Annotated in this window: 20 protein-coding genes and 1 tRNA gene; 5 read left to right on the top strand and 16 right to left on the bottom strand. The window is 56.2% G+C overall.

Annotated elements, in window-relative coordinates:
* Nucleotides 1-147: 147 nt before the first annotated feature.
* Nucleotides 148-1,344: a glycosyltransferase gene (locus IEX44_RS06795; RefSeq protein WP_229678805.1), complete on the top strand. Its 1,197-nt coding sequence runs from the start codon at nt 148-150 to the stop codon at nt 1,342-1,344.
* A gap of 48 nt (nt 1,345-1,392) precedes the next feature.
* On the opposite strand, the gene IEX44_RS06790 is transcribed toward IEX44_RS06795, so the two are convergent.
* The 6 genes from IEX44_RS06790 to IEX44_RS06765 form a co-directional block, all read right to left on the bottom strand.
* The gene (locus IEX44_RS06790; protein WP_188690834.1) at nt 1,393-3,117 is read right to left on the bottom strand and encodes a hypothetical protein; all 1,725 of its coding nucleotides are present in this window, start codon (nt 3,115-3,117) and stop codon (nt 1,393-1,395) included.
* Nucleotides 3,114-4,679 (bottom strand): NAD(P)/FAD-dependent oxidoreductase, encoded by a 1,566-nt coding sequence (locus tag IEX44_RS06785; protein WP_229678804.1) that lies wholly within the window; start codon nt 4,677-4,679, stop codon nt 3,114-3,116. The genes IEX44_RS06790 and IEX44_RS06785 overlap by 4 nt, the downstream gene beginning before the upstream one ends.
* A 23-nt stretch (nt 4,680-4,702) precedes the next feature.
* Nucleotides 4,703-5,164, bottom strand: a complete 462-nt coding sequence (locus IEX44_RS06780; RefSeq protein ID WP_188690828.1) for a GtrA family protein — start codon at nt 5,162-5,164, stop codon at nt 4,703-4,705.
* Nucleotides 5,161-7,107: a hypothetical protein gene (locus IEX44_RS06775; protein ID WP_188690825.1), complete on the bottom strand. Its 1,947-nt coding sequence runs from the start codon at nt 7,105-7,107 to the stop codon at nt 5,161-5,163. The genes IEX44_RS06780 and IEX44_RS06775 overlap by 4 nt, the downstream gene beginning before the upstream one ends.
* Before the next feature lie 69 nt (nt 7,108-7,176).
* Nucleotides 7,177-7,638 (bottom strand): pilin, encoded by a 462-nt coding sequence (locus tag IEX44_RS06770; RefSeq protein WP_188690822.1) that lies wholly within the window; start codon nt 7,636-7,638, stop codon nt 7,177-7,179.
* 134 nt (nt 7,639-7,772) lie between these two features.
* Nucleotides 7,773-8,234 (bottom strand): pilin, encoded by a 462-nt coding sequence (locus IEX44_RS06765; RefSeq protein WP_188690820.1) that lies wholly within the window; start codon nt 8,232-8,234, stop codon nt 7,773-7,775.
* A gap of 145 nt (nt 8,235-8,379) precedes the next feature.
* Here IEX44_RS06765 and IEX44_RS06760 point away from each other — a divergent pair.
* A tRNA-Thr gene (locus tag IEX44_RS06760) sits at nt 8,380-8,455 on the top strand.
* A 262-nt stretch (nt 8,456-8,717) separates the two neighbouring features.
* Here the strand turns inward: IEX44_RS06760 and IEX44_RS06755 are convergent.
* The 5 genes from IEX44_RS06755 to IEX44_RS06735 form a co-directional block, all read right to left on the bottom strand.
* Nucleotides 8,718-9,893 carry an NAD(P)H-dependent flavin oxidoreductase gene (locus tag IEX44_RS06755; protein WP_229678899.1) on the bottom strand — a complete coding sequence of 392 codons (1,176 nt, stop codon included), beginning with the start codon at nt 9,891-9,893 and terminating at the stop codon, nt 8,718-8,720.
* A 142-nt stretch (nt 9,894-10,035) separates the two neighbouring features.
* Nucleotides 10,036-10,761 (bottom strand): anaerobic ribonucleoside-triphosphate reductase activating protein, encoded by a 726-nt coding sequence (locus IEX44_RS06750; protein WP_188690814.1) that lies wholly within the window; start codon nt 10,759-10,761, stop codon nt 10,036-10,038.
* Entirely contained in the window at nt 10,758-10,946 is a 189-nt protein-coding gene (gene nrdD / locus IEX44_RS06745; RefSeq protein ID WP_188690811.1) for an anaerobic ribonucleoside-triphosphate reductase, read from the bottom strand. Before nrdD ends, IEX44_RS06750 begins: the two co-directional genes overlap by 4 nt.
* 83 nt (nt 10,947-11,029) lie before the next feature.
* Nucleotides 11,030-13,030, bottom strand: a complete 2,001-nt coding sequence (locus IEX44_RS06740; protein WP_188690808.1) for a ribonucleoside triphosphate reductase — start codon at nt 13,028-13,030, stop codon at nt 11,030-11,032.
* Nucleotides 13,031-13,151: 121 nt separating this feature from the next.
* Entirely contained in the window at nt 13,152-13,775 is a 624-nt protein-coding gene (locus IEX44_RS06735) for a TetR/AcrR family transcriptional regulator (protein WP_188690805.1), read from the bottom strand.
* A gap of 56 nt (nt 13,776-13,831) precedes the next feature.
* Here IEX44_RS06735 and IEX44_RS06730 point away from each other — a divergent pair, with 56 nt between their 5' ends.
* The gene (locus IEX44_RS06730; protein ID WP_188690802.1) at nt 13,832-14,404 is read left to right on the top strand and encodes a hydrolase; all 573 of its coding nucleotides are present in this window, start codon (nt 13,832-13,834) and stop codon (nt 14,402-14,404) included.
* Nucleotides 14,405-14,460: 56 nt separating this feature from the next.
* Here the strand turns inward: IEX44_RS06730 and IEX44_RS06725 are convergent, their stop codons facing one another.
* The 3 genes from IEX44_RS06725 to IEX44_RS06715 all read right to left on the bottom strand — a co-directional run bounded on the left by IEX44_RS06725 (nt 14,461) and on the right by IEX44_RS06715 (nt 16,449).
* Nucleotides 14,461-15,006, bottom strand: coding sequence for an MOSC domain-containing protein (locus IEX44_RS06725; protein ID WP_188690799.1), 546 nt, complete (start codon nt 15,004-15,006; stop codon nt 14,461-14,463).
* Nucleotides 15,003-15,752 (bottom strand): pyridoxine 5'-phosphate synthase, encoded by a 750-nt coding sequence (locus IEX44_RS06720; protein WP_188690797.1) that lies wholly within the window; start codon nt 15,750-15,752, stop codon nt 15,003-15,005. Before IEX44_RS06720 ends, IEX44_RS06725 begins: the two co-directional genes overlap by 4 nt.
* Before the next feature lie 82 nt (nt 15,753-15,834).
* On the bottom strand, nt 15,835-16,449 hold the full coding sequence (locus IEX44_RS06715) for an NUDIX hydrolase (RefSeq protein ID WP_188690794.1): 615 nt from the start codon (nt 16,447-16,449) through the stop codon (nt 15,835-15,837).
* 259 nt (nt 16,450-16,708) lie between these two features.
* Between IEX44_RS06715 and IEX44_RS06710 the strand changes: the two genes are divergently transcribed.
* Entirely contained in the window at nt 16,709-17,458 is a 750-nt protein-coding gene (locus IEX44_RS06710) for a hypothetical protein (protein ID WP_188690791.1), read from the top strand.
* A gap of 70 nt (nt 17,459-17,528) precedes the next feature.
* Here the strand turns inward: IEX44_RS06710 and IEX44_RS06705 are convergent, their stop codons facing one another.
* A complete protein-coding gene (locus IEX44_RS06705) occupies nt 17,529-17,996 on the bottom strand; it encodes a GNAT family N-acetyltransferase (RefSeq protein ID WP_188690788.1) in 468 nt (155 codons plus the stop codon).
* Between the two features lie 76 nt (nt 17,997-18,072).
* Nucleotides 18,073-19,458: an argininosuccinate lyase gene (argH, locus tag IEX44_RS06700; protein WP_188690786.1), complete on the bottom strand. Its 1,386-nt coding sequence runs from the start codon at nt 19,456-19,458 to the stop codon at nt 18,073-18,075.
* 333 nt (nt 19,459-19,791) lie between these two features.
* On the opposite strand from argH, the gene IEX44_RS06695 reads away from it, so the two are divergent.
* A complete protein-coding gene (locus tag IEX44_RS06695; RefSeq protein WP_229678803.1) occupies nt 19,792-20,472 on the top strand; it encodes an SPOR domain-containing protein in 681 nt (226 codons plus the stop codon).
* The last annotated feature ends 74 nt before the right edge of the window (nt 20,473-20,546 follow it).

The following is a 20,546-nucleotide window of genomic DNA, read 5'->3' as shown; positions in this document are numbered from 1 at the left end:
CGGATGTGGATGGATTCCGGATGGCTCATCAAGTGGTTTTTGGCACCGCTTTGCGCCTGGTCACTGATTACCGGTGGCACGGCAATAAAACAGACCACGTATACTTGCGGTTCAATTTGAAAGCTGGTTCTCGGGGGTAGGGTTTTGGTGGAACAAAACAAAGCGGCCAATATTTCTGAGTGGCAAAACAAGAAAATTGCCGTCGTATGTGATTGGCTTTTTGAATACGGTGGCTCGGAGCGCGTGGTCGAGCAGATTCTCTTGTGCTGCCCTGATGCCGACCTGTTCGCGTTGACCGATTTTGTGCCTGAAGACCAGCGAGGTTTTTTGCAGGGGCGCAAGGTCCACACTTCCTTTTTGCAAAAGCTGCCGGGTGCACGAACTCGTTTCTGGTATTACCTGTGGTTGATGCCATTGGCAATCGAACAAATTGATCTCTCGCACTACGATATTGTGATTTCGATATCGCATGCCGTCGCCAAAGGCGTGTTGGTCGGGCCTGATCAATTACATATCAGTTATGTACAGTCTCCGTTGCGTTACGCATGGGACATGCAACATACCTACCTGGCGCAGTCGGGGATGGAGCGCGGTATATTGAGCATGGCTGCGCGCTGGATGTTGCACAAATTGCGTAATTGGGATGTCCGTTCAGCCAATGGCGTGGATTACCTGATCGCCAATTCGGGGTTTATTCGTCGCCGGATGGCCAAAACTTATCGGCGAGAATCGACCGTGATGTACCCCCCGGTAGACATTGCCCGATTTGTGCCCGCCGAACGCAAGCAGGATTACTACGTCACGGTATCCCGACTGGTGTATTACAAGCACATGCAAACGATTGTCAAAGCGTTTGCCCTCATGCCTGACAAGAAGCTGATCGTCATTGGCGACGGTCCTGAACGGGCACAAATTGAAGCCCTGTTGACGCCAAATATCGAGATGAAGGGGTTTCTACCTACCGATGAAGTTGTAGCCAGCATCCAGGGGGCCAGCGCATTTTTGTTTGCCGCACTGGAAGACTTTGGCATTGCACCGATCGAAGCTCAGGCTTGCGGCACGCCCGTGATCGCTTATGGCAAGGGGGGCGCGACAGAAACTGTGCGGGGTCTGGACATGACAGAGCCGACTGGGGTTTTCTTTACGGAGCAGACCCCTGAGTCGATTTGCGCTGCTGTCAGACAATTTGAAGCGTTGTCGCAGAAGATCGAACCAATTGACTGTCGCAAGAATGCAGAACGCTTCTCCAACGCACGATTTTGCGATGAGTTCACGGCATTTGTCTCAGATTGCTGGCGCAATTTCCGTTTGGGCTTTACTGACCGTAGTGGTCCATTGCGCTAACGACCGACCCGTAATGAGCCGGGTATCCAGATGGATACCCGGGTTGATTCAAGGGACTTGCCAGAGCGTCGCGCCAGGGGTCTTGCCGATAAGATGGCTGCCAGGGAAGAGTGACTGGATCAATCGTGCATCCTGGTCATCACCATACGAAAGCATGATTACGTGGTTGTTGAGCACGAATGGGTCGTTCTGAATCAAGTCCTGCGGGTAAAAGCCCCGGTCAGTGCGCAAAAACGTGATCGACTTCTGCACTTGCTGCGGTATGGCCGGCAACTGGGCGGTATCGTAGGCGATTACGCCGTGCACCTGCCACAAGCGTAGTGGCAGCATCATCAGCACCGAACCGAGTACCAGCGCACCTGCCAGACGCTGGAGCTGCCGTCGGGCTTCAGTCTCACCCGGCCCATGCAGCGCAATCGCAGCCAGCATGGGCAGGGCTACAAACGCATAGTGAACGTAGCGGTAGCCCCAGCCATGGCCCTGGTCATATGGAACCAGCAGATAGCCAAGGAAAGTGACCCCAAATGCCCACGCCATCAGCCGATAGCCTTGGTTGCCCTGGCGATATCCCCAGACAGCGAGCACCATTAAACCGGGTACGCCCCAGCCCCATAACTTGATGGTTGCAGCCAGGCGTGACTGCAACGAGATAACGCTTGGCAAAGACAAAATACTGCTCAGGCTCTGCAGATAATGGCTAAAGCTTGAGTTTGAGGCTGCAGATTGCCCAGCGCTTACCTCGTGAAACATCGACAACCGGTATAGCGGCCAGCCCAGGCACAACAGCAAGGAGAGTGGCAAATAGGCCAGAATGACGGCGCCAATCAATTTGGGCGAGCGTGTGCTTGCGGCAAACCAGGCTAGCCAGCAGATCGCGAACAGAATGTGGGGTACCGGATTGGCCATGCTGAGCGCAATGGACCCTGCCACTCCTGCTAGCAGGGCACCACGCAATGTGCGGGTCCACAAACCCCAGGCAAACAGCATATTGAACAAGAGTATCGCTGGCATCGCATACAGCGAAATATTATCTGCCCAGAAAACCGGGGACGCGAGTAACAGCAAGACCGCGGTCCCGGCCACTTGCTCGGAACTACCTAATGCCTGGGCAAAGCGGGCGCAGGTCCAGACTGTGAAGGACCCGATCACCGCATTGATCAGCCAGGGCATACCTACAAACGTGAACGGTGTCATCAGCAACGCCAATCCAGGCCAATACGCCGATGCAACGGCGCCGGTCTGGTGGTTGGTCATGATGAAGTAGTTCTGCAGTTGAGGATGGATCAGCCGGTCAATCAGCGTGGGTGGAAAAGATCCGCTGAGATGGCCTTTCGCAAAAATCTGCGACTGGAACAACACCGCGTACTCATCCATTGAAAACGGATGCTGCTGATAAACCGTATGCGAGCCAATGGCCAGCAACATGCCGGTCAATACTGAAACCGCGATCAGGTTCCGCATCAGCCAGAGCGGGACCTCAGTGATGACTTTATCGAGTGGATATCGGATGCCGACAATCGCTAGCACGGACACGGCAGCCATGAGTTGCAGTGCCTGCCAGTCTTCGACAAAAAACAAGCGGGCAAAGATCGGGACTACAAACGGCCGCGCAGTGTAAATCTGGAACAGCAAAATGGTCAGGACCAGTCCCAACGCGGTGAAGAGGCACGTCAACAACCACAAGCTGATACCGGGCCGTCGCCAGATGGACGTGCGAGACGACGCGGCAATGACCGGTTCTTGCGCAGCATTAGATAGCTCAGTCTGGCTCATTTCTCTTCGTGATACTCATCATCGACATTCACGGCCCAGATGGCGGCTTTGTCGTTATTCGCAGTCAGAATGCCTTCTACCGCCAACTTGGCGGTCAGCATGGAGTGATCCTGATTGTTATAGCGGTGCATACCATTGCGACCGACCAGAAACAGATTACCAATGCGGTCGATCTGTTCGCGCAGGGTGTCGAACTCGTCGTAGCTGCCAAAGTACGCCGGGTAGGCTTTCTCGACCTTCACCACGGTGCCATCCAGGACTTCAGACTTGTCGATCAGGCCGATTTTCACCAGTTCATCCTGGGCGAATGCAAAGAACTGTTCTTTGGGCATTTCCCACAGTTCGTCACCTTCCGAGCAGAAATACTCCAGACCCAGCCAGACCGTATTGGGTTCGTCCTTGACCAGGTACGGGCTCCAGTTATTGAAGATCTGCAGGCGGCCCAGTTTGACGTCGCGTTCCTGAATGTAAATCCAGTTATCCGGCAGCAGGTTGTTGGCGGTGTCCGGCAGCGAGTGCTTGCTCTGGCGCAGTTTGCGGACCAACACACCCACGGTAATGAAATCGCGATACTGCAGGCCAGCGGCGACACGTTGCGCCTCCCCACCCAATGCCGGCGAAATACCGGCAACCAGTTCACGCACCGGCATGGTTGAAATCACATGATCAGCAAGGAACTGTGCGGTTTCGCCGGTCTGGGTATTGAGTGCGCTGACGCTGACGATGCGGTCGCCCTCTCGCTGCAAACCTACTGCTTTGTGGTGGAAGTGAATCTCACCACCCAACTCCTGCACTTTTTCGGCAACGACTTCCCACATCTGGCCGGGGCCCAGACGCGGGTAGAGGAATTGCTCAATCAGGCTGGTTTTGACTTCTGTTTGCTCACCGCCAGCCACATTCTTGTAGATCTGACGGGCAGCGTGCTTGAGCGCTTCGGTAATCGACAAACCCTTGATGCGTTGTGCACCCCATTCCGGGCTGATTTCCTGGCAGGGCACGCCCCAGACTTTCTCGGTGTAATCCTTGAAGAAAGTCAGATAAAGCTCGCGTCCAAACCGGTTGACGATGAAGTCTTCCAGGCTTTTCTCAGGGGTGATCGGGTTCAGGCGTGCTTTGGTGTAGCTGGCCATGATGCGCGCGATGCGCACCGGTCCTAGATTGCGCACCGTGTTCAGGTTCATTTTGACCGGGTAGTCAAAGAAGCTGCGCAGGAAGTAGATACGTGACAAACGCGGCCGCAACAGCATATGGCGGTCATCGTCAGTGGCGTCTTGCGTATCAATGTTGCGCTGTTTGTTCTGGTACGAGATCACGGCATCGCCGCCATCGCCGCGTGCGGGCAGAATGTTCTGCCACCAGTTCATGACCCAGTCAGATTTGGAGAAGAAACGGTGACCGCCAATGTCCATGCGGTTGCCGTTGTAATTGATGGTTTTCGAGATGCCACCAATATCACCGGAGGCTTCAAGAATAATGGGTTTGAAGCCCTGGTTGGCGCGGAGCAACTCCAGCGCAGCAGTCAGGCCGGCAGGACCGGCACCGATAATGAGTACGGGTTTCATGGTCATCTGTAAAAGGTCAGAACTCAGGGAAGCTGTTGCAACGGTGCCGCGACTTCAACCTGGACCGCGCTGTCGGAACGACGATTGTTGAACAGGATGAGCTTGCGGAAGGTGAAATTGAAGATCAGCACGACAGCCGCTGCAATAAACTTGCCTGCGCGGTAGTCCAGCGCTGGCAGCCAGCTGTGGCAGGCATAAATGATCGTGTCGTTGATGCCAAGGCCGATCACGCCAATCAGGACGAAAATCCAGAATTCGACCATGCGATGCTGTCTGAGCGTCCGGGCGGAAAATACAAAATACAGACACAACAGGTAATTGACCGTTGCACCAACCAGGAAGCCTGCCGTTGCGCCAGTCAGTACGGACGCATGCAGGTGGCTGACCACCAGGGTGAGCGTCGCAAAATCCAGCACGAATGACACCCCGCCAATTCCGACGTAACGGATGAACTGCTGTAGCGTGGATTGAGGTTTGTCGGTCATTTCTTTTCCTGGCCGGTTTGCGGTTGTTGCTCAGGTGAGAGCTTGCGCAACGCCACACAGTCATACAAGTACATATGACCCGGCACGTTCTCCACAGTGAAGTTCCAGGTCGCCGTGACCGGTACAGCCGGGTTTTTGAATTCGGACACAATCCAGCGCAGACGGTCATCGAACGCACACAAATCAGGTGTGAGGTTGGTCGGGCCGTCCTCACACTGCCCCGTACCAAACAAGTAAGGGGTACATTTCTTGTCGAGATATTTACTTTCGACCAGGTTAAAGCGCATCGCGTATTCGTGTGCAAAGTTTTCGTTGAACAGGATCGCCGATGCTTGCATGCCATTTACGTAAGAGGAGCGGTTGAACACCATCCATGGCATGGGACGGAAGGTGTTCCAATAGATAGACTCATCCGGGCGGACGATCTTCTCAAACGGGTTCTGGCCCTGGGTATTTTCAAAGAAGGTCTCAGAGTCTGAGCGACGATCCCACGTCACCACAGCGCACAGCAGGCACACCAGCGCCATGACGATGACCGAATTGGCCGACCGCAGGCGCAGACCAACGGCGACGACCAAGGTGGCAATGCCCACTGAAACCAGGTGTGGGTACAGCAAGTGATAGGAGGTGCTGTAGAAGTGGTTCAGCACAAAACTGGACATCTTGAGGGCTTCATTGAGCAGTGCCAGCAGGATAGCCAGGCACAGCCCGACGGCCAGATAGGGCTGCAGCGCCGGACGGATTTTCAGTGGTTTGCTGAAAATCAGCAGCGTGCCACTGATCAGCAATAGCACGCTGTACATATGGTCTTGCATCAGCAATGCCAGCAGGGCTAGCACAATGGCCGCCTGCAAGTTGCCCGCAATGTGCTCGCGGCGGCTGATCAGCAAGCCAACCAGCAACCCAGGCATCAAGGCTTGAACCGGGGACAAAATCCGCCAGATCTGTATCGACAGAATGAAAATGTTATGTAGCCAGTCACCGAGAATCAGCGACACAGCCAAAGACAAAACGGTGACGCCCATCAGGCAGGCCAATAACCGACGAGCACCTTGATCGGTCACGATTCTCGTCGATGCAAGGTACAGGGCCATCAAGCTGCCGAGCCGGACGAGGTCACCCTGGGTCCAGAGTGAAATCAAGACCTGGCCGTTGAAGTTGCTGACGAAAAGCCACCACGTGGGGTTATAGGTCAGTAACAGCGAGTCAAACGGTTTGACATGGGCAAAGGCCAGCCCCAAGGCTGCAGCGAGCCCGATAACAGCCAGTGCCAGCACAATCCAGCGGATCCGGCGAGTCTGGGGGAATGCGACAACATGTGCAAACCACACGGTGAGACCGGAGAAAGCAACCAGTGGATGCAAAGGAAGCGCGGCAACCAATGCAACGAGTGCTGGTAGCTGGCGGCCTTGCACCAGCAGCGCCAGTGCGAGCAGCACCAAAGGTTCAGCGGCACTTCGGGCGGTCAGGAAGGGTTCGGCGTAGCTGAAGATCCCGATGCCGCCGTAAAACGGCGGCAAAGCCACGGCAGTCAGGCAAGCAGCCATGGTGGCGAGGTAGCTGCGGGTAGCAACCCGGCAAAACATATAAAACGCGCTGAACCAGGCGACGTGGGCCAGTAGCATCAGGTAACGGCCTGCCGATGCAAGGCCAATGACCTTGATCAACTGCGCATAAAAACCGGTAAAGAGCGTGTAGTTATCTTGTGATCCATACATGAAAAACGGATCGCCGGCGAAGTGCGAGGGGTTCGCCCGGTGCAGTGCTTGCCCAAGATAAAGCATGCCGTCGTGCCAGAAACCAAACCAGGGATGGCAACACAACCAGACTGCCAGCAACAACACAAAAACCGCTTTGGCGTTGGACTGGAGAAAGTGCTCGGGATCCTGTGGCAGGCTCGCGTGAGTACCGGAAAGAGTCGGTACTTCAACGGTCATATTCATGGGGGGCGCTAAACTAAAATGAGAGGATCGACAGAGGGCGCGTACTATCGCCCCCGCGAATGGAGCAGATTATCGGCACTGCGCCGGGACGTACTTCGAAGCCAGTGTCGTTCCGGCGGAGCTGTCACACTTCCAGGTCAGTACGCCAGAGGGGACGACACCAGAGGTCAGGCCGGAACCAGTACCACTGTCGATGGGCTTGAACGCTACCAGACTACCGCCACCGTTCAAACCGGCGCCAGCGACAGGGCGATAAGACAGGAAAATGGTGCCGTTGGTGTTGTCGATCCAGGCACTGGATACGTTCTGCGTGCCAGAGCCATAGGCAAAACCCAGGCTGAAAGAGGCACCGTTGGCGGCGTTTTCACCGACCAGAGTCTTGGCATAGTCTGCGGTCAGCAGACCTTCGCTGACGCGAGCGCGGACGGTGTAGTCCTGATAAGCAGGAATAGCGACTGCGGCAAGAATACCGATGATCGCAACCACGATCATCAATTCAATAAGGGTAAAGCCTGTTTGAGACTGGCGCATGGCATGACCTTCAGAGCAGATGAATGAGAGCCATAACACGCCCATTAAGATAACAAGCGTATCGGGAGGGAGTTGGCCGGCCACCGACTGGGTGACCGACCATCGCTTTTTGCTAGCTAATTAAAGCCAGGCAATTAGCTGCGGCATTGAGCCGGACGATACTTGACTGCCAGGGTGCTGCTTGTGGTGCAATCCCAGGTGATCACGCCTGCCGGAACAGTACCGGAAGAAATGTTGCCGTTGTTGCTGGAATCTTTCGGGATGAACACCAGGTTGGAACCGCCGCCGCTCAGGCCGCCACCAGCCTTAGGCTGGTAGATCACAGTGATCTGACCGTTTGTGGAGTTGATGCCAACGGACGATACGTTGGTGGTCGAAGCAGACCAGCTATAGCCAGCGGCCAAGTCCGAAGCGCCGTTAGCGGCGTTTTCAGCAACAGTGATCTTGGCAGCGTCAGCCATGCCCAGACCTTCAGAAACGCGGGCGCGGACGGTGTAGTCCTGGTAAGCCGGGATGGCCACAGCGGCCAGAATACCGATGATCGCGACAACGATCATCAGTTCGATCAGGGTGAAACCCTTTTGCATGCGTTGCATGTTCAGTCTCCGAAAATTGTTTGTTGGTGTGCGGGGTCCCCGCGCCAGCAAAGTTAGAGCAAAAGCTATGCCAGCGGGATTAACCCTGCCGGCGCATTGTGCCCGGCTTGGTATCTATTGCAAAGTTGCTTATAATGCTGGCTCCGCCGTTGTAGCTCAGTCGGTAGAGCAACTGATTCGTAATCAGTAGGTCGAGTGTTCGATTCACTTCAACGGCACCAAAGACAGTAAGGGTCAGGCTTTCAGCCTGGCCCTTCTTCGTTTCCGGGGCCGTTTTGGGATGGCTGCACGTGGCTGAATCGTTGCAGCAGCATGTCGGGCCGTCCACGCCAGGCGGCGACGAATGGCGGCGGGTGTCGCACAAAAACAAAGGCCGACGTGGACACCCACACCGGCCTTTGTACTTAAAAGTGACGAATTTCGTCACTGCTAATTTCTGTAATTCGTCAGATTTCTCTTATATTCGAGGTGAGCCCCTTCACATCAGGCCTGGCCGCTCGCAAGGCCCGCCGGGCGCTGACCCGTGAGCAGGTAATCAATCAGCTCGCGCACCGGGCGGATCGCGCTGCCAAATGGCAGGCTGTCCGCGCCACGGAAGAAGAGACCGCGGTTCACTTCGCCACGCATGGCCGCCGCCAGTTTCAGATCAATGCAGAACTGACCAACCTTGGCGAGACCATCTCGCAGGCCGCATACCGACAGGCAATTCAGCCCCTGGGTGCAACGCGCCGGATCTGCCTTGGCATTGGATTGCAGACGTGCCTCGCGGTTAATGTAATTCTTCAGCCACGGGGTCAATACGGCACGGGCGGGCAAGCCGGCGACGCTCATGAATTCGACAATATCTTCGTCGCGCGCGTTGGCCAGGACTTCTTTGAAGTTGGGATGCGCATCGCCTTCTTCCGACACTGCGAATGCAGTCCCCAGTTGTACGCCGCTGGCACCATTTTGCAGATAGTGGCTTACCTTTTCATGGCTGTTGATGCCGCCGGCGACAATCAATGGAATACGCAGACTTTCCAGCTGCAAGTCTTTGAAGAGTTGCAGGGTTTCGGCCAGGACCCGATCAAAACCAAATTTCTCGTTGTGAACGTCATCCAGACGGGTTGCACCCAAATGGCCACCCGCATGGCCAGGGTGTTCGATGACGATGGCGTCGGGGAGGCGGTTTTTCTTGAGCCATTTTTTCAGCACGACACCAATGCCACGGCTGTCTGACAAAATGGGTACCAGGGCAACGTTCGGGTGGTCTGCCGTGACGTCGGGCAGATCCAGTGGCAGGCCGGCGCCCATCACGATGGCGTCTGTGCCGGCTTCGCAGGCGTAGCGTACATAGTCGGTATTGGCGGACACGGCCTTCATGACATTGACGGCGATCAGGCCATTGCCGCCAGCCGTAGCTTTAGCCAGGTGGACTTCGCGGGTGAGCGCTTCGTAGTTGAGCGCATCCAGCCCGGCTTGATCTTTGATGGTTTTACTTTGTTCCATCAAGTCAGCATGGTGATGGCGCAAATCTACGCTGGCGATGGTGCCCACAGCGCCTTCATGCGCAACGGCGCCAGCCAGTTTGTGCGCGGAGATGCCCACGCCCATGCCGCCCTGCACGACAGGGAGCAAGGCTTTGCCTTTAATCAGCAGTGGTTTGAAAGCATGTTGCAACATGGGTACGTCTCCCGCCTCAATGGCGATTCCTGGTTAAGAGCGGGGAGTCTGCGGGTTTGGCACTGGTTTGATTTTGATCCAAATCAAAGCGTCATTGCAGAGATGATGCCGTGTATACAAATCACTAAAACTGATGTGACTAATGCGTACGTATAGAGGTGTGCGGCAGGACACTTCGCAAGCGGGTCAGCGTTACAGCGTCTGGCCAGTCAGGCGGAATCGCCTTTTGTAGCAACATCGGACTGGCGCAGCCAGAGGCCCGAAAGGGTTGCAAAACGAAGTTCTCTACGCCCTGCACAGCCAGGGTGCCCGCCAGTTGTAGCAGGGAGGCCGTGTCATGCAAGGCGGGATGGACGGTGGTGCGGCACTCAAACGGGACGCCGCTCTCAATCAGCAGATGAAGTGACTCGCGTGCTGCCCGACCACTGTTGCGAACCTGGGTGACAGATTCATAACTCGCAAACGGTGCTTTCACATCGAACCCGACCCAGTCGAGCAAAGGTAGACATTGCCTGAGCCGCGCTGGATACGCGCCGCCGGTATGCAATGCCACCTGGAAACCCAGTTGGCGAACTTGCGTCATCATGTGTGGTAGCCAGTGCTCTGCCAAGGGCTCTCCACCGCAGAATACCACTGCATCCAGTAGCCCGCGCCGGCTATGCAACCAAGCCAGAGTGTCATTCCAGGTCGGGCTGGTGGGTTGTTTGTGCCGCTCTTGCAGGTGTGGGTTGTGGCAGTAGTGACAGCGCCATGGGCAGCCAGAAATAAACACGACGCAAGCCAGATGCCCTGGATAGTCGCAACTGGAAAACGGCACCACGCCCCCCAGTTTGGGCGGCGTACGCAAATCTGTCTGATCAGTCATGGCCGTTCCTGGAAGAACTGACGTTCTTTGAATTCACCTTGCTTGCCAATGTTGAAGGCCGATACCGGGCGGTGATAGCCCATAACCCGGGTCCAGACTTCGCAGCGTGTGCGCTCCTCTTGCCTGAGCGTCGGTGGGGTGTCCTGGGTGGTGTGGATGACGGTTTGGGGGGCGCGATCGTTCATGTGTGTTCTCCGGGCGGTTGCGAGGCAAGAGGTAGAAAAAGAACGCGGCCGGCATTCCGTGGCAATCACCGGCCGCGCCGCTGCTAGTTGCAGCAAACCGGCTTGGCGGCCAGCAATTCCTGGTCGCACTTGGGGCAGAATTCGTGATGGCCGCTCAGATAACCGTGTTTGGGGCAAATTGAGAACGTCGGGGACACGGTGATATAAGGCAGCCTGAAGCGTGTGAGTGCGCGGCGGACCAGGGTACGGCAGGCATCTGCGGAAGAGATGGCCTCGTTCATATATAAATGCAGCACCGTACCGCCGGTGTATTTGCGCTGAAGAGCATCCTGGCGTTCGAGTGCTTCGAACGGGTCATCAGTAAAGCCGACAGGCAGTTGGGTGGAGTTGGTGTAATACGGCTGTTCCGGCGAGCCGGCTTGCAGGATATCGGGATAGTGCCGCTTGTCTTCCTTGGCAAAGCGGTAGGTGGTGCCTTCGGCGGGGGTGGCCTCAAGGTTGTACAGATGGCCGGTTTCTTCCTGGAAACGCGTCATGGTGTCACGGATGTGATCCATCAAGCGTGTGGCAAGGTCATAACCATAAGCCGTGGTGATGTCATCGGTGTCATGGGTGAAATTGCGGATCATCTCGTTGACGCCATTCACGCCCAGCGTACTGAAGTGATTGCGCAGCGTACCCAGATACCGTTTGGTGTACGGGTATAAACCGCCATCAATCAATCGCTGGATCAGCTTGCGTTTGATTTCCAGGCTTTGCTTGCCCAGTTCCATCAGTTCATCAACACGGGCGAACAGACCGGGTTCATCACCACGGAACTCATAGCCGATCCGTGCGCAGTTGAGCGTGACTACGCCCAGACTGCCGGTTTGCTCGGCGGAGCCAAACAAGCCATTGCCGCGCTTGAGCAGTTCACGCAGATCGAGCTGCAGGCGGCAGCACATGGAGCGCACCATGTGCGGTTCCAGATCGCTATTGAGGAAGTTCTGGAAATACGGCAGACCGTATTTTGCGGTCATTTCAAACAAGAGCGCTGTATTGGCGTGGTCCCAGTCAAAATCGGGCGTGATGTTGTAGGTTGGAATGGGGAACGTGAACACCCGACCCAACGCATCGCCTTCCATCATGACCTCGATGTAGGCGCGGTTGATCATGTCCATCTCGACTTGTAGATCGCCATAGGTGAACGGCATTTCCACACCGCCGACATACGGAATCTGTTCGCGCAGATCAGCCGGGCAGGTCCAGTCGAAAGTCAGATTGGTGAACGGTGTCTGGGTACCCCAACGGCTGGGAACATTGAGGTTGTAGATCAGTTCCTGGATGTACTGTTTGACTTGTTTGTAACTCAGTTCATCCACGCGCACGAACGGCGCCATATAGGTATCGAACGAGGAAAACGCCTGTGCGCCGGCCCATTCGTTTTGCAAGGTGCCCAGAAAATTGACGATCTGGCCAATGGCCGACGACATGTGTTTGGGTGCCCTGGCTTCTACCTTGCCGGGCACACCGTTAAACCCTTCATGCAGCAAACGGCGCAGTGACCAGCCTGCGCAATAGCCCGATAGCATGTCCAGATCATGAATATGTATTGCGCCAGAACGATGCGCGGCACCGATTTCTGGCGGGTAAACATGATTGAGCCAGTAGTTGGCAATGACTTTGCCGCTGGTATTGAGGATCAACCCGCCCAGGCTCCAGCCCTGATTGGCATTGGCGTTGATGCGCCAGTCAGACTGATTGAGGTATTCATTGATGCTGGCCTCAACATCCACCACCGTGCGCGTGTCAGAGCGTAAGCGCGCATGCTGGCTGCGCCAGGTGATATAGGCCCGCGCGGTTTTGAGATAGCGCTGTTCGAGCAAGGCCTCTTCAACATGATCCTGAATGACCTCAATGCCCGGGCTGCTCAAGCCGGTTTGCGCCAGGCGCCGAGAGACCCGTTCACTCAAGGTCTGCGCTGTGGTGATATCGAACTCGCCGCTGTACTGGGCTGCGGCCAGCAGCGCGCGGGTGATGCGTTCAGCATCGAAAGGGACAATCCGGCCGTCGCGCTTGCGGACGTGGGTGGGCTGGCTATGCACGGCTTACCTCAATATCTTGTTGTCTGATCGATTGTTCAGTACTAGATATTGGGGTTTTTTGCTTTGATGGGTGTTGACCGGGGTCAATTCTCAGAATGGTGAGGATTGCCCCGAGGTGGACTTAAGGGTGTGGGGCCGACAGGCGATTGATCAGCCAGTACTCCAGCATGTCGCGCATCTCATCAAGTGCTGGACGCCGCGTAGGCAAGTCTTCCTCGCCATTGAGCGCTACGGCTGCTTTCATGATCTGCAAAACCACCACGGCTACCGGCATCAAGGCTTCATCGGAAAACCCGGGCGCTTTCAGGCGCAGAATGTGAAGCACGTGCTCACGCATTTTCTGGCGCACGCCCATGGCTTTGACAGGTGGGGCGCCACGGGCTTCAACCAATACCGCAAATGCCGGGTGTGCGGCGCGAAACTGGATGAGTGCGGAGAACAGATTGTGTGCGGTTTCTGCCACGGACCAATGTATGGCCTGCTGGGTCAGCGCGGTCATACGTTGGTACAAGTCGGCCGCATGGTCAGTTAGCACGGCATCTGCTACATGTTCTTTGGTCGGGAAAAACTGGTACAACGAACCGATGGACGAGCCCGCTTGTGCGGCAATTTCAGTCATCGTTGTCGCTTCGTACCCTTTGCTGGCAAACAGTTGATCTGCCGCTTCCAGCAATGCGGCGACGCGTAGACGGCCGCGTTCGCGTTGCGGCTTTCGGGCGGTGATGCTTGCGTTTTGTGAGTCCATCCTCATATACTCTTTTTTTGTGAGGCGTTCCTCACATATTGACGGAGCGAAACAATATGGTAAAGCTTGATCCAAAAACGACCGCACTGGTACTGATCGACCTGCAACAGGGTATTTTGCCCTTCGCCGGTGGCCCACACACCGCGCAGACCGTGGTCGACCACGGTGCGCAACTGGCCAAGCGCTTTCGCCAATTGAACGCCCCGGTGGTGCTGGTGCGCGTTGGTTGGTCGGATGACTTTGGCGATGCGCTGAAGCAACCGGTTGATCAGGCAGCTCCAGCCAAAGCCTTGCCAGAAAACTGGATGACCTTTGCACCTGAACTGGATGTAACCGAACAGGATATCAAGATCGTCAAGCGCCAGTGGGGCGCGTTTTACGGTACGGAACTGGACCTGCAACTGCGCCGCCGCGGTATCAAGAACATTGTACTGGCTGGTATCTCGACCAACATTGGCGTGGAATCAACGCTGCGCGCGGCCTGGGAGCATGGATACGCAGCCGTTGTGGCCGAAGACGCATGTAGCGGTGCCAACGCGGAGCATCACAACTTTGCCATGCAGGTGATCTTTCCGCGATTGTCGCATGTTCGCAGCACTGCAGACGTACTGGCTGCATTGTCAGACTGAACTGGCTGCAAGAGTAAATGACAAAACGGGCGCTGAGGCGCCCGTTTTTTGGCGGGTCAGACGCGTTCCAGCTTGCGATGCGGCAGTGGTGGCAGAACGACATGGATGGCATCGCCCGGCCTGATGCCCCCTCCGCAGATGACAATGCCCATCACCCCGGCTTTGCGCATCAGGTTACCTTCTTTATCACGGCCCAGCACCGCCGCGGTCAGGCCTTGTTTGTGGTGATCAAGCTGACCGCAGGGGTTGCGTAAACCGGTGACTTCAATCATGACCTCTGGGCCAATCCGCAAACGGGTGCCTTGCGGCAGCGATAACAGATCAATGCCGCGCGTGGTGATGTTTTCACCCATCTCGCCCGGTTGCAAGTTAAACCCGGCGCTGGCCAGTTCATCATGCAACTCGCCATGGATCAGGTGAACCTGGCGCAGATTTGGCTGCGTCGGGTCTGCCGCCACGCGGGAACGATGTTTCACGGTCACACCCATGTGCGCGTCACCTTCCACGCCCAGGCCAGTCAGCAGGTGAATGCTTGCAACATTCGGTTTGCTGAAAGTATGGGCCGGGCTCAGGCTGACGTGGCTGACCGTGGCGCTCGTCATTCTGCCAGACCCGCAGCCCTGCAGATTGCGACGTATTGGCGCACGACGCTGGCATAACCCTGCTCCAGCGCTTCTACCGTCAAAGCATGGCCAATCGAGACTTCTTCCACGCCGCGCACTGCAGCCAGGAAATCTGCGAGATTCAGCAAGTTCAGATCATGTCCGGCATTCAGGCCCAAGCCTGCATTGATCGCGGCTTCTGCTGCTTTGACATACTGGTCGATCACGCTGACGTGCTTGCCTTCACTGTGTTTGAGCGCGTAATCCTCGGTGTATAACTCAACACGATCCGCGCCGGTTTGCGGGGCCAGAGCGACTTGTTCCGGATCCGGGTCGACAAACAGGCTGACGCGGACACCCGCTGCTTGCAGTTCAGCCACCACGCCTTTCAGAAGGTCCATCCGCTCGCGAATGTTCCAGCCATGGTCAGAGGTGATCTGGCCTGGTTCATCCGGCACCAGCGTGCACTGCGCCGGGCGCGACTGCAGCACCACATCCAGAAACTCACGCGATGGATAACCCTCAATATTCAACTCGGCACCGGGGTATTGCTTGACCAGTGCAGACAGGGCTAGCGCATCGGCATTGCGGGCATGGCGTTGATCCGGGCGCGGATGGATGGTGACACCACGAGCGCCGTTATCCAGAGCCACGCGGGCGAAATGTTCGACTGAGGGGTAGTCCCGCCCGCGTGAGTTGCGGATCAGGGCGATCTTGTTCAAGTTGACGCTAAGCAGGGTGGGCATGTCGGAACGCAGGTTTCGCCAAAGCTCCATTTTTGCCTGATTGACGTAGCCTGTCCATGGCTGGCGCGGCGTTCAGCGCGATCTAGTCGAATTCGACCTGCCCGTTTCTGTGCAGCGCAAACAACCGGGCAATTTGTTCGGGCAAGATGCGTCCCACCGACAGCGGCGGCAAGGCGTCTTCTGCAAAGAACGCTACGCCGTCGGTTTCGATGCCGTCCGGTGTGGCCTCGGCGGTGATTTCGCCTTCGAAAATCAGCTTCCAGATGTGAAAAGGCATCACGGGATGCGGGTGCAGATTCATGTCGACGAGCTTGAGGAAACGCGTAATGCGAACCACATAGCCGGCTTCTTCCAACACTTCGCGCGCGGCACATTGGGCTGGCGAGGCGCCAATATCTGCCCAGCCACCTGGCAAAGTCCAAAGGCCATCGCTCATTTCGCGCACAAGCAATATCTTGTCGTCACGGAATACGGCGGTGCGCACATCCAGTTTGGGATTGGCGTAACCCGCTTCTGGCATGAAGATGCGGGCCACTTCTTCAGCGGTAGTGTTGCCGATCAACTCGGCCATTTGCGCCTGGGCAATGGCGGCGACTTCTTCAAAACGCTGGACGTCGAACTTGTCTTTGCCATAGGCGAGGCCGGTCTGGGCAATGGCAAGCAGGCGGCGGGCATGTTCAAGGCGGGTGGCAGTCATGGAGGAACAATCGGTTCGGTAACTATTTCATGGTCGAGCCCGAACCACTGCCTGTCAAGAGATGCTGCACGATGCGATAACCCCGGGCCGGAGAGATATGCATCGAAATCCATATGCTCAGACCAGACAGGAGGCGCACAAACCTCATGCATTTGCATGACGCCAGGCCTTTTCATAAAACCAATAATTACAGCGGCTGGCTGCGATCAAACCAGATCAGCATGGTTTTATTCTGGATTAAATCACCGGACCTGCTTTCATGAAAAATGTGATTCAGCGCGTTACTTTTCTTTTTTTCATGGTGCTTCCTGTTTACTGCCGGGCATCTTCTTTTCAGGATATCAATGAGGGAATGGTATACGAAAAGGAAATGACCATTGAAGCAATTGGAATTCCGCTTCCGGCTGGGAAATGGATTTTGGCGAAAAAAGATAGTGGAGAGTCAAAAATACAGCTTCGTGGCGAACTGAAAGATAATGGTCCCTGGTATAACTTTTATCTGGTCAGGACAGAAGGGGAAAAACTCACCGGGGTTGTCTTGCTATACGCCATACCCGCCCTGCGTGGACAGATCGAGCGATGGTCTTACAACGGCTGCGTAGATGAACAGGGAAACTATACAGTCATAAAGAAAGACGATTTTTCCTCTGCCCAACCCAAATGCGCGTTTGTCAGGGTGTGGAATAATCCTGCAGCGAGTACCCAGAAAAACGAGATTGCGTTGATTAATTTTGTCAAACAGGCTGGGGCAGAAATACCGTCATCTTTGGTGATGATGGGTTATGTTTTTTACCAGAGAACGGGATGCCTTGTTGCCAGGTATTACGTCAATCCGGAATTGTCAGGTTTTGCCAGAGGTGAAACCTGGAATGTGGCCAATCCAACAGAAAAACAAAAGCATTATCTTGATGGTGCTGCGGCCTGGGCAAAAAACACCAAGTCTTATCTTGATGACTATATGGTCAAAGGCGCTGCAGAGGGCAATTTTGAGTTGCCGACCGGATTTTGATGCCTGGTACGAGCCTCATGCGTGAAGGTCAAGGCTCGTGACCCATGTCCGGGTTTGCAAGTACAACCCGTTAACCCCGCCAGAGCATGTCCACGTGCGGAATGCCGTCTTCGTCGTATTCCGGGCTGACGGTTTCAAAGCCCAGCGCACTGTACATCTTTTGTAAATGAGCTTGTGCGCCAATGCGGTTGCCTTGGCCGGGCCAGCGTTGCGCCGACTGACGCAAACCCTCTGCCACCAGCAATTTGCCCATGCCACCCTGGCGCGCCTGGGCGGCGATTACAACCCGGCCAATGGAGGGCTCGTCGTATTTCAGGCCGGGCGGGACGATGCGCAATGCGGCTACAACCTGACCGTCGCGTTTGCCGACAAGGTGCAATGAGGCGCGATCCAGGCCATCCAGATCCGGGTAAATGCAGGTTTGCTCGATGATGAATACATCCTGCCGCAGCTTCAGATAATCAAACAAGGTGGCCGCATCGAACTCGGCAAACTGGAACCAGAACCACTGGATATTGGCATTGGCAGGGGCAGTCATGGTCATCACTTCATCAGCTTGAAAAGAAACAGGCCGCAAGAGCGGCCTGTGATACGAGCGTGCAATCAGGCCGGGGTCAAACGCCCAGGCGCTGACGCCACTTGCCAATCTGCAAGCGCACCTGGTTGGGCGCGGTGCCACCAACGTGATCACGTGCGGCAATGCTGCCATCGGCGGTCAGTACTTCGGCGATGTCGGCTTCAATCAGCGACGAGAAGCTTTGCAGCTCCACCAGTTGCAGTTCAGACAGATCTTTGCGCTTTTCCTCGGCGTAACGCACGGCCAAAGCTACGGCTTCATGCGCGTCGCGGAACGGCAGGCCCTTCTTCACCAGGTAGTCGGCCAGATCGGTCGCGGTGGCGTAGCCTTGCTTGACGGCGGCGGCCATACAGTCCGGACGCACTGTAATGCCGCGCATCATGTCGGCGTAGATACGCAGGGTGTCAGAGAGCGTGTCGACGGTGTCGAACAGCGGCTCTTTGTCTTCCTGATTATCTTTGTTGTACGCCAGCGGCTGGCCCTTCATCAGCGTGAGCAGCGACACCAGATTGCCGTTCACGCGGCCGGTCTTGCCCCGCACGAGTTCTGGCACATCCGGGTTCTTCTTTTGCGGCATGATCGACGAGCCGGTACAGAAACGGTCGGCAATATCAATAAAGCCAAAGCGCGGGCTCATCCACAGGATCAGTTCTTCAGACAGACGCGAGAGGTGCGTCATGGTCAGCGCGGCTGCGGCAGAGAACTCGATAGCGAAGTCGCGATCAGACACGGCGTCGAGAGAGTTCTCACAGACGGCTTCAAAGTTGAGCAACTCTGCGGTGTAGTGACGGTCCACCGGGAAAGTGGTGCCAGCCAGCGCGGCGGCGCCCAGCGGCAGGCGGTTCACGCGACGACGAGTGTCGGCAAAGCGTTCAGCATCACGGCCCAGCATTTCTACATAGGCCAGCATGTGGTGACCAAACGTCACCGGCTGAGCTACTTGTAAATGGGTAAAGCCAGGCATGACCGTGGCGGCGTGTTTCTCGGCCAGATCCAGCAGCGACAGTTGCAGATCGTGCACCAGGCCAATCAGCATATCGATCGCGCCGCGCAGGTAAAGGCGGATGTCGGTGGCAACCTGGTCATTACGGCTGCGGCCCGTGTGCAAACGCTTGCCGGCATCGCCGATTTTCTCGGTCAGGCGACGTTCGATATTCATATGCACGTCTTCCAGGTCAAGAGACCATTCGAACGTGCCGCGACGGATCTCATCCAGAATGTCTGCCATGCCGGACTGAATGGCGCGCAAATCATCAGCAGAGAGCACACCGGCGCGTTGCAGCATGGTGGCGTGGGCCAGCGAGCCCTGAATGTCCACCTCGGCCATGCGCTTGTCGAAATCGACCGACGCGGTGTAGCGCTTGACCAGATCGGACACCGGTTCGGTGAAGCGGCCAGACCAGGCTTTCTTGGAATCCTGCATGGGACAAACCCTGGAAACACGAAAAGAGGGGAGTGATTATATGACGGTCGGGCTTCTGTTGCACTGCACCGTCCCTTCCAGGGAAGCAAAATTCCCCTTTATTATCTGCGGCAAGCTCGAAACAGGGTGCTAGAATTCGGCCATTTGCCGCTACTGGCGCCACTTTGGGCGGCATTAACCGTCTGGCGACTGAAAAACGCCTTTCGGTACTGGATGCAAATCGGTACGCTGCGGATTACGGTAAAAACCCGGCCAGGCTGGCGGAATTGTCAGCATGGCTGGCGGGACAGGCGTTGAAGACAAACGCCGGAGAAGGAATACATGAGTAGAGACATGAAACGCACCCGTTCAAGTGGGAACGCCTCACGCGGGGGCGGTGGGGGAGGCGGCGGTTCTTTGTTGACGGGCCTTGTGCTGGGTGCACTGGTCGGCGTCGCAGTGGCCGTCGGCGTTGCTTTTTACATCAATCGCGGCACTAACCCGTTTGCCAACAAGGTTTCGGCACCGCCGCCTGATGCCGTGTCGAGTGCGCCTGTCACGGTGGCTAATCAGCCCGAAGTCTTACGCCCGCAAGGTGAAGGTAAGGATGTGGCGCAACCGCTGCCGCAAACGGTCACCCCTGTCGCCTCAGCGCCTGCAGCCAAAAACGCCAGCGATGGCGAACGTTTTGATTTTTACAAAATGTTGCCGGCGATGTCAGATAAAAGCGACAACAAAGCTGCGCCTGGCAAGAAGCCAGCCCAGCCGGATGCCACGCCGCCTGCCACTGTCGAAGCCCCCAAGGGTGCCTATCTGCAAGTTGGCGCATTCCAGGATGAACAGGAAGCGGACAACCTGAAGGCCAAACTGGCGCTGATCGGTATCGAGGCGCGCATCCAGACGGTAGAAACCCAGGATAAAGGGGTGTGGCACCGTGTACGCGTGGGCCCGTTTACCAGTGTGTCTGATATGGATAAAGCCCGGGCTGACCTGAAAGCCAATGGCATTGTCAGTGCCCAGGTGAAGGCCCAGTAAACGCCTGGCGCGGGCTCACCGTTGAAGTCAGGTCGAAAATATTTTTGCCGGTATTGAATCTGAACGGGTGACGG

Source organism: Silvimonas amylolytica (assembly GCF_014645555.1).
Classification (GTDB): Bacteria; Pseudomonadota; Gammaproteobacteria; order Burkholderiales; family Chitinibacteraceae; genus Silvimonas; species Silvimonas amylolytica.
This window is presented reverse-complemented; position numbering and strand designations above follow the sequence as displayed.